Annotated in this window: 12 protein-coding genes; 6 read left to right on the top strand and 6 right to left on the bottom strand. The window is 31.3% G+C overall.

Annotated elements, in window-relative coordinates; genetic code table 11:
• Positions 1-46: 46 nt before the first annotated feature.
• Positions 47-784, bottom strand: a complete 738-nt coding sequence (locus AAHM86_RS02140; protein WP_342268129.1) for a lytic transglycosylase domain-containing protein — start codon at positions 782-784, stop codon at positions 47-49.
• Positions 785-999: 215 nt separating this feature from the next.
• On the opposite strand from AAHM86_RS02140, the gene AAHM86_RS02135 reads away from it, so the two are divergent.
• The 4 genes from AAHM86_RS02135 (at position 1,000) to ligA (ending at position 7,643) form a co-directional block, all read left to right on the top strand.
• Positions 1,000-2,502 (top strand): Npt1/Npt2 family nucleotide transporter, encoded by a 1,503-nt coding sequence (locus AAHM86_RS02135; protein WP_342268128.1) that lies wholly within the window; start codon positions 1,000-1,002, stop codon positions 2,500-2,502.
• Position 2,503: 1 nt separating this feature from the next.
• The gene (locus AAHM86_RS02130) at positions 2,504-4,171 is read left to right on the top strand and encodes a hypothetical protein (protein ID WP_342268127.1); all 1,668 of its coding nucleotides are present in this window, start codon (positions 2,504-2,506) and stop codon (positions 4,169-4,171) included.
• 274 nt (positions 4,172-4,445) lie between these two features.
• Positions 4,446-5,429: a polyprenyl synthetase family protein gene (locus AAHM86_RS02125; protein ID WP_342268126.1), complete on the top strand. Its 984-nt coding sequence runs from the start codon at positions 4,446-4,448 to the stop codon at positions 5,427-5,429.
• Between the two features lie 114 nt (positions 5,430-5,543).
• Positions 5,544-7,643: an NAD-dependent DNA ligase LigA gene (gene ligA / locus AAHM86_RS02120; protein ID WP_342268125.1), complete on the top strand. Its 2,100-nt coding sequence runs from the start codon at positions 5,544-5,546 to the stop codon at positions 7,641-7,643.
• Here the strand turns inward: ligA and fmt are convergent.
• Both fmt and def read right to left on the bottom strand, forming a co-directional pair.
• Positions 7,632-8,552 carry a methionyl-tRNA formyltransferase gene (gene fmt / locus AAHM86_RS02115; RefSeq protein WP_342268124.1) on the bottom strand — a complete coding sequence of 307 codons (921 nt, stop codon included), beginning with the start codon at positions 8,550-8,552 and terminating at the stop codon, positions 7,632-7,634. The two genes, ligA and fmt, sit on opposite strands and share 12 nt — an antisense overlap.
• Positions 8,543-9,076 (bottom strand): peptide deformylase, encoded by a 534-nt coding sequence (gene def, locus AAHM86_RS02110; RefSeq protein ID WP_342268123.1) that lies wholly within the window; start codon positions 9,074-9,076, stop codon positions 8,543-8,545. The genes fmt and def overlap by 10 nt, the downstream gene beginning before the upstream one ends.
• Positions 9,077-9,439: 363 nt before the next feature.
• Between def and AAHM86_RS02105 the strand changes: the two genes are divergently transcribed.
• Together AAHM86_RS02105 and hpf are read left to right on the top strand one after the other, a co-directional pair.
• Positions 9,440-9,730: a hypothetical protein gene (locus tag AAHM86_RS02105; protein WP_342268122.1), complete on the top strand. Its 291-nt coding sequence runs from the start codon at positions 9,440-9,442 to the stop codon at positions 9,728-9,730.
• Between the two features lie 376 nt (positions 9,731-10,106).
• Positions 10,107-10,691: a ribosome hibernation-promoting factor, HPF/YfiA family gene (hpf, locus tag AAHM86_RS02100; RefSeq protein WP_342268121.1), complete on the top strand. Its 585-nt coding sequence runs from the start codon at positions 10,107-10,109 to the stop codon at positions 10,689-10,691.
• A gap of 27 nt (positions 10,692-10,718) precedes the next feature.
• Here the strand turns inward: hpf and AAHM86_RS02095 are convergent, their stop codons facing one another.
• The 3 genes from AAHM86_RS02095 to AAHM86_RS02085 all read right to left on the bottom strand — a co-directional run bounded on the left by AAHM86_RS02095 (position 10,719) and on the right by AAHM86_RS02085 (position 13,534).
• Positions 10,719-11,351, bottom strand: coding sequence for a phage tail protein (locus AAHM86_RS02095; protein WP_342268120.1), 633 nt, complete (start codon positions 11,349-11,351; stop codon positions 10,719-10,721).
• A gap of 129 nt (positions 11,352-11,480) precedes the next feature.
• On the bottom strand, positions 11,481-11,702 hold the full coding sequence (locus AAHM86_RS02090; protein ID WP_342268119.1) for a glycoside hydrolase TIM-barrel-like domain-containing protein: 222 nt from the start codon (positions 11,700-11,702) through the stop codon (positions 11,481-11,483).
• 41 nt (positions 11,703-11,743) lie between these two features.
• The gene (locus AAHM86_RS02085; protein ID WP_342268118.1) at positions 11,744-13,534 is read right to left on the bottom strand and encodes a glycoside hydrolase TIM-barrel-like domain-containing protein; all 1,791 of its coding nucleotides are present in this window, start codon (positions 13,532-13,534) and stop codon (positions 11,744-11,746) included.
• Positions 13,535-13,657 lie beyond the last annotated feature (123 nt).

The following is a 13,657-nucleotide window of genomic DNA, read 5'->3' as shown; positions in this document are numbered from 1 at the left end:
TCACGATTAGATTTTAACTTCTCACGATCAAATATAATTGTTACCTCTAGCTAGCTCTTGGTAATACTACCATAATATTACTCTTATATTTCCTAATATTACTTTCAAATGAAGCTCTCTGTTTATTCCTCAAAAGCATGTTTGTTGGCAGAGGAGGTGTATTATTATAATAATTGTATCCACTATACATGTTAATAGAGTTTTTATACAAGTCCATATTGTTAGCAATTTTGATAACATCTTGTTTATATTTAGAGCCAAACTCATGGGTGGCTGAATGGTAATGAGCAATTGCTTTGTGCCAACTACCTAACTGATCATATTTAGCTTTTAGGAATTTAGCAGCATAGGCGACGTTTTTCTTAGGATCAAAAGCTTGATTTAAAGAGTTAAATGCATTTAAATGATGTTTTAAGTTGATTTGCATACATCCTACATCAATATTTTCTTTGCCTTGAATAATTTGTTTTTTTACAAATGATGTTGCCTCTTTTTTAGTATTAAAGTAATAGCCTTTACCTTCAACATTGACAGTCCAAGGCCAAACCACTTTAATTTTATATTCAGTATGTTTTTTGCCCGATTCTTTTAAAGCTATCGAGTGTAACGTATTAGGAGGAATTTTATGTACCTTTTCAAAGTAAGGAAACATCCTTGAGCATTTATGTGATTCAGCAATTTCTACGTCTATATTAGCATATGCTACATTAACATATAAATATAATGGAAAAAGAAACAATAAATATAGGGCTAATATTGACCTAATGGACATAATTATTATCATTTTACTTTATCTTTTGTAACATATTAAAAATTTTCCTACAAGGCAAGTTATGTCTCGTTGTCCTATAATTTTGTCACATAAATATTTTGTTAATAGAAAAATATGCTTATTTTCATTGACTTTATTAACATAGAGCTTTAAAAGGTTTAGTTCGGCTTCATTACATTATCTATGTTAAATAGTGTTAGTCTTTAGGTAATTTTTTGTATAAAATAATGTTACCATTCAAAAGTATTTTTACTAAAATTCAGGAAATCATTTGGCCTATAGAAAGAGAGGAATTGAAACTTTTTTTGCCTATGGCATTAATGATGCTGTGTATTCTTTTTAATTTTGGAACACTTAGATCCGTTAAAGACGGATTGGTCATACCATCAATAGGAGCAGAAGTCATTAGTTTCCTAAAACTTTGGTTTGTTCTTCCTTCCTCTATATTATTTACTATAATATATGTAAAACTTAGTAATCACGTACGTTTTGAATATATTTTTTATATAGTAATTTCGAGTTTTTTGCTTTTTTTCCTGATATTTGCTTATATCATTTACCCTAATCAGGAGTTTTATCATCCAAATGCTGAGCAGGTAGAACATTTAGTATCATTGTATCCTAATTTTCGATGGTTTATCAAGATAATGGGTAAATGGAGTTATGCTCTCATGTATATCTGTTCAGAATTATGGAGTGCAGTAATTATTAATCTAATGTTTTGGCAATTTGCTAATAATATTTTTGATACCAGTAAAGCGAAACGTTTCTATCCAATTTTAGGAATGGTAGGTAATGTTGGTCTAATTTTAGCTGGCAATGTATTAGTAGCTTTCTCAAATGTACGAGGGGTAGTCGATGCTCAAGTTATAATAAATGAAGATTTGCAATATAAATCAGAACTAATGCTACAACCTGTTATTTCTATAATAGTGTTTGTTGGTATAATTTCCATGCTGTTATTTAGGTTAATTAATTATCTTATTTTGAATGACGAGGTGCTAAAGGCTGATTTCCAAATAGTTCAAATACAGGCAAAAACTTCCTTATCACTTATGGATAGTATAAGGTTGGTTATTAACTCAAAATATATTGGACGCATTGCTTTATTGATAATTTGTTATGCACTACTAATTAATATAGTGGAAGGTCCGTGGAAAGCTAAGGTAAGGGAGCTTAATCCCAATATGTTAGATTATATATATTTTATGGGTAGGTTTAATATTTGGATGGGAATTTCCAGCGTTACTTTTATGATAGTTGGTAGTAATGTGATTAGGAAATTTACTTGGTTAATTTCAGCATTATTAACACCCTTAATGCTTTTGATAACTGGCTTAATGTTTTTTATCTTTGTTATTTTTTCAGAATATATAAGTTTTGGTATAAAAGACTTTAATCCAATTTATGTGGCTGTAATTATCGGAGGAGTACAAAATATTTTAAGTAAATCAACTAAATATTCGTTATTTGATTCAACAAAGGAAATGGCATATATTCCTTTATCATTAGAACTTCGAACAAAAGGTAAAGCTGCTGTTGAGGTTATTGGTATTAAATTTGGTAAGTCCTTAGGAGCTTTTATCCAGTCTTTTATATTTATTATAGTGCCTACTGCCACATGTGATTCAATAGTAGTTTATTTACTAACAATTTTTATTATTATAGTTATTTTGTGGTTTTGGAATATAGTACAACTAAACCGGGAATATGTGAAATTATGTAATTAGCATGCGAAAAACGTTAATATATATATCAGTGGTAATTGCTGTAACTCTTTTGATTTATACCATCGCGTGGTTCTTAATTATTAGCTTTATAGCTAGTAATATTAATCAACAATATGGTAACCGCTATATCGCTGCTAATTCGATAGATAGTAAACAAAAATATTTCATTAAATTTAATAAAGTTGTTAGCTATGGTTTTCCGTTTAAAATTGCCTTGCAAGTAATTGGTTGGCATGAAGAGGGAGAGAATAGTATAATTGAATTTAATTCCCCGATTTATATAGGTTATGATTTACTGAAACAGGCTTGCTTTGTTAGTTATTTTGGTAACGCAACAGGTCGCTATAAACCTATTGAGTTGGGATTTGGTACAAAATTCGAAAGTGGTAATTATTCTTTTATAGCTAAAATGCCTTTAAGCTTTAAATTATTTAAGATTTTTATACAAAAAAAAGATCCGTTTGAAATTATAAATTTTATAAAAAAGTTGGAATTAACATCTGAGAAAACAAAAATTTTTGATTTAGTTGACGGGCAGAAATTATATGATGAAGATCATACAATTATTTCATTTTCACTAGAAAGGAATAAATATTATACTGATCTAGAAGATTTTAAAAATAATGTGCCACAAAAATTAAATGTTACTTATTCAACAAACATCTTAGAAAGTAATATTATAAACAGAAGAATACCAGCTGGTCTTTTATTATATAGATTTGCTTGGCCGATACCTTTTAGTTTTGAAGGTAAGTTTTATATAAAAACTAATAAATCTTTATATAGTGAATTTGCTAAAGATTTGGAAATAAAAATGATATCCAGCAAGTTTTCAAGTAGTATCCAAGAATCCTTGACTACTTTATTGTATCAAAGTAAAGTAGAAGAAGGTAGCAATGATAGTCATCTTAAGGTTGAATCAAAAATTGATTTGAAGCCAGGATTTTCCGATAATATATTGAATTCTATACAGTATTTATTGTCATATATATCGCTACTCCCTAATAGTTCATCTTTAATAGAAGAATTACAGTATATTAACAGTAATAAAGATAAATTCAACTTGACTGAATTAGAGAACCATCAATATATTTTTGATTTAGATATAAATTTTCTTGCTAGAAAAAAAGATATAATGAGAGCTCAAATAAATAATCTTAGTTTGTTTTCTAATAATACCGGATTTCGATTATCAAGCGAATGCAGGCTAGATGCATTTAGAAAATTTGATATTAAGGGACTTATTGTCTTCAATAATTATTTAAAGGCAACGGATATTATAACCAATTATTTCTTTAACTTGGGTAGGTTTAAAACATTCTCAGAAGATAGTCGTATTGTATACAAAGAAGGTACGAAGTATTTTTTAAGAACCATATCAGATCATCCTGATTCTAACTCAGGTGACATAAGTTTTGAGTATAATTTAGATTCAAGTAATATAGAAAAAGGCAAAATAGGTTCCGTAGACTTTAATAAATTTTTGCCATTATATTATCTAGCATTATACAAAAAAGCCTCGGAAAAAATACATATTGGTGATAATGTAACAAAAAGGATACAAGAACTAGTACCTGATTTTAATGAGCATCATTCATTGTTAAAACAATTAATGATCCAGCCTTTTTTGGAGGTTGATAGTGATGTTTGGCAGGAAGTCATAAAATAACCTGAATTCGATGTAACAAGTTACATCGAATTCAGTATTATATATAGAAACAATCAGGTTTGAAGCGGCTGCCCACCTGATTGTTAAAATATAATACTCCATTCAATATGTGATTTTAATTATTAAAATTACATATTGAATGATGAAAAAAGTTAAAATGCACCCGCGTCAGCCGCTTCAAGAGTGCATTTTTCCTTATAACAAAGCAAGTATCGATATAAGAATTATTAATTCTTATATCGAACTGAGGTTAAAATAGCATTAGAGATGTAAATTGGATACTATAAAAATAATACATAAAGATTTAGCAGTAGAACTGTCTAGCTTAAATAAACTTATTCTGACCCACTTAGCTGCCAAAGAACAACTAGTTGGCGTAATAGGTAAATATTTACTAGAATTTGGTGGAAAGAGAATCCGGCCATTACTAACAATTCTAACTAGTAAAATGTTTGGTTATGTCGGTGAAGATAATATCAAACTTGCTGGAGCTGTAGAATTTATTCATGCAGCAACTTTACTTCATGACGATGTAGTAGATGAAAGTACAATGAGAAGATCCAAACCTACTGCTAATGTTGTTTGGGGGAGTAAGGCTAGTATTCTAGTTGGAGATTTTTTATTTAGTCAATCATTTCAGTTAATGGTAGATACCAAATCTGTTAAAGCTATGAAATCTTTATCAAGAGCTTCAGCAATTATATCAGAAGGTGAAGTTTCTCAGCTTGTGAAATTGAATCAGCGGAGAATTATTGACGAAACAGAATATAATGAAATAATTATGGCGAAAACTGCAGAGTTATTTGGAGTATCTTGTGAAGTAGGAGCAATTATTTCTAGTCAATCTAACGAGATCTGTGAAAGTTTACAAAAATTTGGTAGATATTTAGGAAATATTTTTCAAATTATTGATGATTTATTTGATTATTTAGGAAATAGTCATGATATTGGCAAGAATATAGGTGATGATTTTTTAGAAGGAAAAATAACTCTACCCCTAATCTTTTTATATAAGAAGCTTGATGATACCGGGCAATTAACAGTTCAGAAAATGATTAAGGCGGATAATAGATCTGAGAGTGAATTTGAGATAATACGAAGTTTGATGATACAACATGGTATTAAGCAACAAATTATCGACCATCTAGCAAACATTAAGAATGAGGCTAGTAATTTATTAGAGCAAATCCCTATACAGAATATTTATAAAGATCATTTAGCTTCTTTACTTGAGTTTACGTTAAATAGGTCTTATTAGGTTATGTTGCCAAGGTTTATGCGATAATAATAATTTAACCTGAGTTCAATACAACATTACCGTACCTCATACCTAGTTACAATTAAATCTGATCCTCAAACTTTTACGATTAATATGCAAAATATTCCAACCAATATTGAACATCTTTCTGAATCAGAGGTAGAAAACTTACTAAAACAACTGGCAAGTGAGATAGAAAAATATAATAAAGCATATCACCAAGAAGATACTCCTCTGATTTCTGATGCTGAATATGATCAATTATTTAATTTAAATCTTGAACTTGAAAAAAAATTTCCTCATCTTGTGCTGGCAAATAGTCCAACTAAACAAATCGGTAGTCTAGCTGCAGAGAAATTTTCTAAAGTAAAACATATAAATCCAATGTTTTCTCTTAGTAATGCATTTGATAATGAGGATGTATCAGAATTTATAAATAGAATAAAGAATTTCTTACGTCTTGATAGTTTTCAACCTATCTTTTGCGAACCTAAAATAGACGGTTTATCTTTTTCTGCTACCTATAAGAATGGCATACTCACCACTGCTGCGACAAGAGGTGATGGTTTTATTGGAGAAGATATAACTGAAAATATTAAGACTATAAACAATTTCCCTCATTCAATAGTCTTGGATACAGCAATTTTGGAAGTAAGAGGTGAGGTTTATATCAATAAACAAGATTTTCTATTATTAAATCAAGCACAAGAATTATCAAAAAAAGATAAATTTGCAAACCCGCGTAACGCGGCTGCTGGGTCGTTAAGGCAGTTAGATCCAAACGTTACAGCAAATAGACCTCTAAGGTATTTTGTTTATGCTGTGGGAAGTAGTAGTAACAAAATAGCTGATTCTCAGGATGCTTTATTAGATAAGTTAAAAGAGCTAGGGTTTATCGTTAATAATATAGGAAAATTAGCATATTCTGAAAATGATATGAAATATTTCTATGAATATTTGAATTTGTCTAGAGAAGAGCTGCCTTATGAAATTGATGGTATTGTCTATAAGTTAAATGATTTTGCTTTGCAGCAAAGGATGGGTTTTATTGCAAGAAGCCCAAGATTTGCTATTGCTCATAAATTTCCTGCGATAATTGGTCAAACTAAACTAATTAACATTACTCTACAAGTAGGTAGGACAGGTGTGTTAACGCCTGTTGCTGAGTTAGAGCTGCTTTCTATTGGGGGAGTTAGGGTATCAAGAGCTACATTACATAACTATCAAGAAATCATCAGAAAAGATATACGGATCAACGATTATGTATTTTTGCAGAGGGCAGGGGACGTCATACCGCAAATTACTGCGGTAGATTTTACTAAACGTTCTAGTGAATTGCCAAAAATCGATATGCCAGTGCTTTGTCCATCTTGTGGGTTTCAGTTACATTATAATCAAGAGACAATAATAATTCGTTGTGATAATGGGTTGAATTGTCCTGCTCAAAATTATGAACGAATTTGTCATTTCACATCTAAAAATGCTTTAGATATAGATGGTTTGGGGAAAAAACAAATAGAATTTTTGCTGGAAAAATCTTTAATAGAAAATCCTGTGGATATTTTTTATTTACAAAATAATAATGAAAAAAGCTTAGTCAAGCTTGAAAATATGGTAGGATGGGGGCGAATTTCTGTAGAAAACCTATTTGCAAACATTGAAAAATCCAAAATCGTCCCCCTAAATAAATTCATTTATTCTCTAGGAATCAGACATATTGGTGAACAAACCGCCAAATTACTTGCTCGAGAATTTCAGAATTATGGTAATTTTATAGAAGCTATGGAATCTTTATTAAAGGGTGATCAGCCTATGTACCAAAGGTTAAATGATCTAGAAGGAATAGGAGATAAAATTTTGGTGGATATTATCGATTTCTTTGATATTAAAGAAAATCTACAAATTATTCACCAGCTAAGTAAAATTTTAGAAATTCAAGACTATAGTGATCAAACCACCAAAACTGCATTAACTGGTAAAGTTGTAGTATTTACCGGTTCTTTACTTACTCTTTCAAGAGCAGAAGCAAAATCTCAGGCAGAGAAGTTAGGAGCTAAAGTAAGTAGTAGTGTTTCGTCTGCTACTGCTTTAGTGGTGGTGGGTAGCGATGCCGGTAGTAAACTCAAAAAAGCTAAGGAGCTTGGAATTAAAATTATTGATGAAGATGAGTGGCTGGAGTTAGTATATACTAATTCTCCCACATCAATCCAATAAAGTACCTAGGGGAATTTGTACCCCACGTATAAATTCTTCAACGTTTAAAGCTTTTCTTCCTTCTTGCTGTAATTTTCTGATGATCAAAGTACCCTTACCACAAGCTATTTCTAAGATATTATTATTAACCACAGTACCAGGCTGTAATTTAACATCCAAATCATTATAATACGCTTCTAGGATCTTTATAACTTTACCTCTATATTCAAAATATATTCCAGGCCATGGATTCATACCTCGAATTCTACAATCTATTTTGTAAGCAGTCTCATACCAATTTATCTTCCCTTCTTCTTTCTTGAGTTTATGAGCATAAATTACTCCATCTTTATCTTGGACAATCCTTGGTAGGTTATCAATATTATCTAAAGTTTTAACCAATAAATCAGCCCCTATTTCTGCACATTGGTCATGCAAAACTGGTAAAGTTATTCTAGGAGAGAGTGAAAACAAATGCTGCAATATAATATCACCAGTATCCCACCCCTCATCCATCTGCATTATGCATACAGAAGTTTCAGAGTCTCCCTCTATAATAGTACGCTGCAATGGAGCTGCTCCCCTATGACGTGGTAAACTTGAGGGATGGATATTAAGACATCCATATTTCTTGGCTTGTAGGATAACTTGTGGTATCAAGAATCCATAAGCAACTACTACTATTATATCCGCATTAATTGAATTAATTAAATTGGTTATTTCTTCGGTTTTCAAGGTTTTAGGGGTATAAGTTGGAATATCATATTTTGATACCAAACTATGGATAGGTGATGCTACCTCATTTAGCCCCCTTCCTTTAGATTTTGGAGATTGAGTGAATACAGCAACCACTTGGTGATCTTTACTGTTAATTAAACTCTTAAGAGTAGGTACAGCAAATTCAGGCGTACCCATGAAAATTACTTGCACAAAATATTATTTTTCAGTTTTTTTAATTTACGTAATGCTATGTCCTTTTTTATATCACTTAAATAATCAATTAGTAGTCTACCATCTAAATGATCCATTTCATGCTGAATAACCCTAGCAAGCCAACCATCAGCTTTTAATTCTTGCTGGTTATTATGATAATCTAAGAATCTTATAGTTATAGACTCAGACCTTGCTACTTCGACCCGTTGTTCCGGTAGAGATAAACACCCTTCTATTGCCACAACTAATTCTTTAGATTTGTCTATTATCTTCGGGTCAGCGATAAATAATGGATAAAACCCAGCGGGTCTTTCTGTATCATCATTATTCTGCAAATCAACTACCAATATACGCTTAGCTATTCCAATCTGAATGGCAGCTAATCCCACACCATGATCATGATACATAGTTTCAACCATGTCATCCATCAACTTTCTTATACTATCATCGATTATGCTTACTGGCAAAGATTTTTGTTTTAATCTTGAATCTGGAGCAGTCACAATAGGTAACAGAGACATAGTACTTTAAAACCATAGATTATTTATACTTTTCTGCTTTGAAATTCGTAGGATCATTCGAGTATGCAAAAACATTTACATTGTACCACAAAATAACCAATGAGTCTAGTGTGAGCTATTTGCTAGCGAACAAAAAAAAGATGTGGTCAATAGTAAGTTACGCAGGGCTGATATCCTCCTAATGGGGATTATTACTTGAGCCTAGTATTAATTTGTTACATCGAATACAGGTTAAATTATTAAGAAAGTTTAAAATACTTACACTTTTTTACCCTGAAACTATTAGTACACGCATAAAAATCATTATACTTCTTAGGTTCTGCACGCAGAACTTAATTAAAATCAATATATGGTAATAAATTTATGGTTAACAAAGTAAATATATATAATGTTATTAAATTCCAATCCCCATTTGAACGTCTTAAATCATACACTAATTCACCTGATGTTATCTTACGTAAAGCTATTATTACTCAGGCAATTATTGATGCAACCAATATATCAAAATTCCACACAGCAAAAAAGCTAGAACAAGAAGCAAAATTATGGATTTTTGGTGGTAGTGAATCTTTTAAAGAAACTTGTCTAGAAGGTGGGATTGAGCCATCTTTTGTAGTAAGAGTAACCAAAGCAATTATAAATAAAGCTACATAAGAATAAATCTAGGCTTAGAAAGTCATCACAACAAAACTCAGTAGATAGTAAAAACAAAAAAAACATTATTTAGAACAAAATTATAACCTTATTTAAGTTAGCTATAAAATGTTACAATTTAGGTAAAATTACGGTCAAAGAATCGCTTTTTAACTGAAAAATACTTTAAAAAAACAATTTGAAGTAAAGAGTTATGAGCTTATATTTTATCTAAAGCAATTATCAAGCCACAATTATCAAGCCATTATGAAAATTTCAAAATAATGGCTTGAAATTCACATGATTATACATTAGTTGTATAGATAGGTAGTTGGGTATATGCTAGCTCTTTTCTATTACATATAATATTTGACTTAACTAAATTAAAGGGGATTTTATGCAAATATCAGTATCAGGTCAACATATTTCTATTGGGAATTCTTTGCAAGATTATGTAAGAAACCGTACTATTCAGGTGTCAGAAAAGTATTTTTGTGATGTAATAATTAGTGCAAACGTGCATTTCTCTAAACAAGGATTCCAACTAGTTTGTGATATTGTAGTGAATGATGGTACAGGCAGACATATGATATTGAAAGGTAACGCTGCTTCAGATGACATATATTCAGCGTTTGATATTGCTCTTGCTAGACTTGAAAAGCAGCTTAGGAAGTATAAATCTAAGCTCAAGAATCGTCATGATAGAGTTAAAATATCCGAAGTAACATCTAAAGCAGTTAAATATACTATAACACCCAATCAATATGAACATGAAGACGAAGATAATGTGGCAGCATATGATAATCCTGTAATTATAGCAGAAAAATCTGTAGAAATATTAACTCTATCAGTAAGTGGAGCAGTGATGAAAATGGATCTTGAGAACCTTCCTGCTTTAATGTTTCAAAATAGTCATACTAATCGCATGAATGTAGTTTATTACCGTCGGGATGGGAATATATCTTGGATAGATTCCAAATAAATTCTTGCTGCTTATATATACTGCTATTCACTTGAATATATAACTCTCAACTTCATCAATAATTCCGTGAATTTCAGTTGTTAGGCGAGATAATCTCATGGAGATAATCCTAATTTGATATTGATAATTCCGATAATATAATATGATAAAATCTCCTGGTTGATATTTAATAAAATTTGCTGGCATGATAAATCTTAAAATTTTAGTTTCAGTAGCAGCATTTTTTAGGATTAACTGCCCTAATCTTTCAGCTTCAAGATAATATAGTATAATAGGTAGTTTTAAGTTAGGAATAGGTCTATGTGAAAAATTCTCACTATTTATTTGGCAAAAGCTATTATTATAATCATCATACCGATCGATAAAGTTTAGTGCTAGTTTACTAATAATGCTAGTTTTAGAAATTTCTATTTGTTCTAAGTAGCTATTGCTTGATAGTTTAACCAATATTTTGGGACTAATATGACTAGGGGTAGAATATCCACGTTTAGTGAACTTAATTTGTTCCTGATAAGCTATTATATCAAAGAAATATATAATACGCAAAAGGTTAATAACATCAATACAAGACAAATCTTTATTTAATACCAACCCTTCTACAGCTTCATCGAGAGTTGATATATCGATGTGCTTTAATGGAATAGCGCATTTATAAGACAATTCGAGAATTATTGCCGCTAAACTACAAGCCCCAAACTTATTATTAACCCAATGCCCTTTTGCCCATAAGTTACCATCTCGCCAAATATTACTATGTGGCCAAGCTGGGTAAGGCCTAGCATCCCAAGTTCATAAAAACATTTGTTCGATATATTCTTGTGTTTGCCAATATTCAATAAAACTTCGAATAGCTTTACGCTGAATAGAAAAATCAACTTCACCAGTAGAATATCTCGGTACTCCACCATCACTACATAAAGGATCAAAGAATATATTAGGTTGATTAGTTGCTTTATCAATGGAAGGAAAGCCAAATTCCGTAAACCAAATTTTTTCATTCTTGGTTGCCATTCTGTTGTAACACCATCAGGATTACGATGATAATTCTCCCACTAATGTCTTAAATTCTTCCAAGCATAATCGGCAGCTAACTGATGCCTGCCACCATTTTCATCTATAAAGTAATCATATCCTTCGCCTGATTGCCAGCCTTTCATGATTTCTTCTGGTAAAATTCCTGAATTTATGCTTCTCGTTACAGGAAAGTAAGCATCAAGACCTACGAAATCTATATATTCTGAGGCAAATAATTTGTCTAAATTATACCATCCATCTTGTGTGTGATGATACTCTGACCAATCTGCTGCATAAGTAACAAGTACATTATTACCCACGATTTCTTTGACTAATTTTGCTAATTTTATCAATTGGCTAACAGCGGGAAAATTATTATATTGATCCTTGACACTAGTTAAACCTATTAGTTCAGAACCGATTACGAAAGCATCAATATGATCTTTAACCAATTTAGCATAATGTAGGATAAAATTATTATAACCCTCATCTTTATTAAAAAAATCTACTATTGAATTTACGCAGCCTGTTAAATGACCACGCCATGGCTTTTGCCAAACATCCAAAAAAAACATTGGATAAAACATAACTTTAAAGTTTCTACGTTTTAATTCCTGTAAGTAACGGATTAAGCTAGCATCATTGACGCTGCCGCCATATTTAGGAAAATCATCTGCATCTCGTGATACTAGCCTTGCCGTATCACGTAAATATTTCCCAACTTGCCATTGTTCTGAATATTGTGTATTTGGATCATTAAATTCCACAGCAGGTTTAATAGTACAACTTGCAATATCCAAACTATCGCCAAACCAACATACAACTGGTGCAACCCATTTGATGTTAGGGCATATAATTTTCATTTGATTTAGACTATAAAGACTATTAGCAATATTACGGTAATTATTTGAATTTATTGGTTTTTTACTAATGATACCGCCTAAAGAGTTTTGTATAGTTTTGTATTGTATTATAGTGTCATAAACAAACTCTCTGGATACTGGGATTATGTCAACAGCCTCAACTAAATCTTCTACACTCCGAAACTGTATCTGAGAGGTAATTTTGTTGTCAAAATCAAGCTCAAAATCCTCACATACGCTAAAGTATGCTCCGGTTTTTTGCTTAGTTTTTCCTAAAAATTCCTCTCTCATATACAGTTTCGCAATAGAGCTATTATCGTCTTCAACGTTACTGGGAATATTAGCCTTCCTAGTTACTTCAAAGGAAAAATTAGGCACCGAATTATTAAAATCAGCTAAGGGTAGGTCTTCAAATACAGCATAACTTAATCCACGAAATGCTGGGGCTTGACCTTGAGCTTCAGTTACAACAATTAAAGGATCGGGTAATTGCTCTTCTGACCCTAAATAAAGCCTGAATTTATATTGTTCAAGATTGAGTAACTGATCATTAACCCATACTCTACCAATTTCAGCTATTTCGCCTTCACATAAGCTAACTGCAAAGGATAAATAATATTCACATTCCGTTAAATTATGGATAGAAGCAGTTTCGGTATTAACTGATAAACCTCGTTGTGCAACGCTGGTAACTTGTACTTCCTTAATTTGACTTGCCCAAATTATTTTACCATTGACCCTTGCCGTACCAAAAACTAAGGTTATTGGATGCCCATATACGGCTTTTGATAAGGAAAAACTTTCTCTAATATTTTTAAAATGGTAATACTCCTCAGGTTCATAATTTAAATGTTCTAAGTAATCACCGAGTGTCCTACCGGCAAATCTCCCAATAGTGGATAATATACCGCCACCAAAAACACCACCAATGCTATTTCCTATGCTACCTAGAATCTGACCAAACATATTAATGCCTTATATTTATAGTTAATATAAGGCATTATATCATGTAATATAGCTGCACTAAGTGTAGGTGGATATTTTTTTAGCAATAGTCATATTTGTTTTCATAATGGGTTTCTATAATTT

Source organism: Candidatus Tisiphia endosymbiont of Empis tessellata (assembly GCF_964031035.1).
In the GTDB taxonomy this organism is placed as follows: domain Bacteria; phylum Pseudomonadota; class Alphaproteobacteria; order Rickettsiales; family Rickettsiaceae; genus Tisiphia.
This window is presented reverse-complemented; position numbering and strand designations above follow the sequence as displayed.

Excerpts from the sequence above, each read along its gene's own strand:
- AAHM86_RS02135 (WP_342268128.1), top strand. The coding sequence starts at position 1,000 with ATGTTACCATTCAAAAGTATTTTTACTAAAATTCAGGAAATCATTTGG.
- ligA (WP_342268125.1), top strand. The coding sequence starts at position 5,544 with ATGCAAAATATTCCAACCAATATTGAACATCTTTCTGAATCAGAGGTA.
- def (WP_342268123.1), bottom strand. The coding sequence starts at position 9,076 with ATGTCTCTGTTACCTATTGTGACTGCTCCAGATTCAAGATTAAAACAA.
- AAHM86_RS02090 (WP_342268119.1), bottom strand. The coding sequence starts at position 11,702 with ATGGCAACCAAGAATGAAAAAATTTGGTTTACGGAATTTGGCTTTCCT.
- hpf (WP_342268121.1), top strand. The coding sequence starts at position 10,107 with ATGCAAATATCAGTATCAGGTCAACATATTTCTATTGGGAATTCTTTG.
- AAHM86_RS02130 (WP_342268127.1), top strand. The coding sequence starts at position 2,504 with ATGCGAAAAACGTTAATATATATATCAGTGGTAATTGCTGTAACTCTT.
- AAHM86_RS02140 (WP_342268129.1), bottom strand. The coding sequence starts at position 784 with ATGATAATAATTATGTCCATTAGGTCAATATTAGCCCTATATTTATTG.
- AAHM86_RS02105 (WP_342268122.1), top strand. The coding sequence starts at position 9,440 with ATGGTTAACAAAGTAAATATATATAATGTTATTAAATTCCAATCCCCA.
- AAHM86_RS02085 (WP_342268118.1), bottom strand. The coding sequence starts at position 13,534 with ATGTTTGGTCAGATTCTAGGTAGCATAGGAAATAGCATTGGTGGTGTT.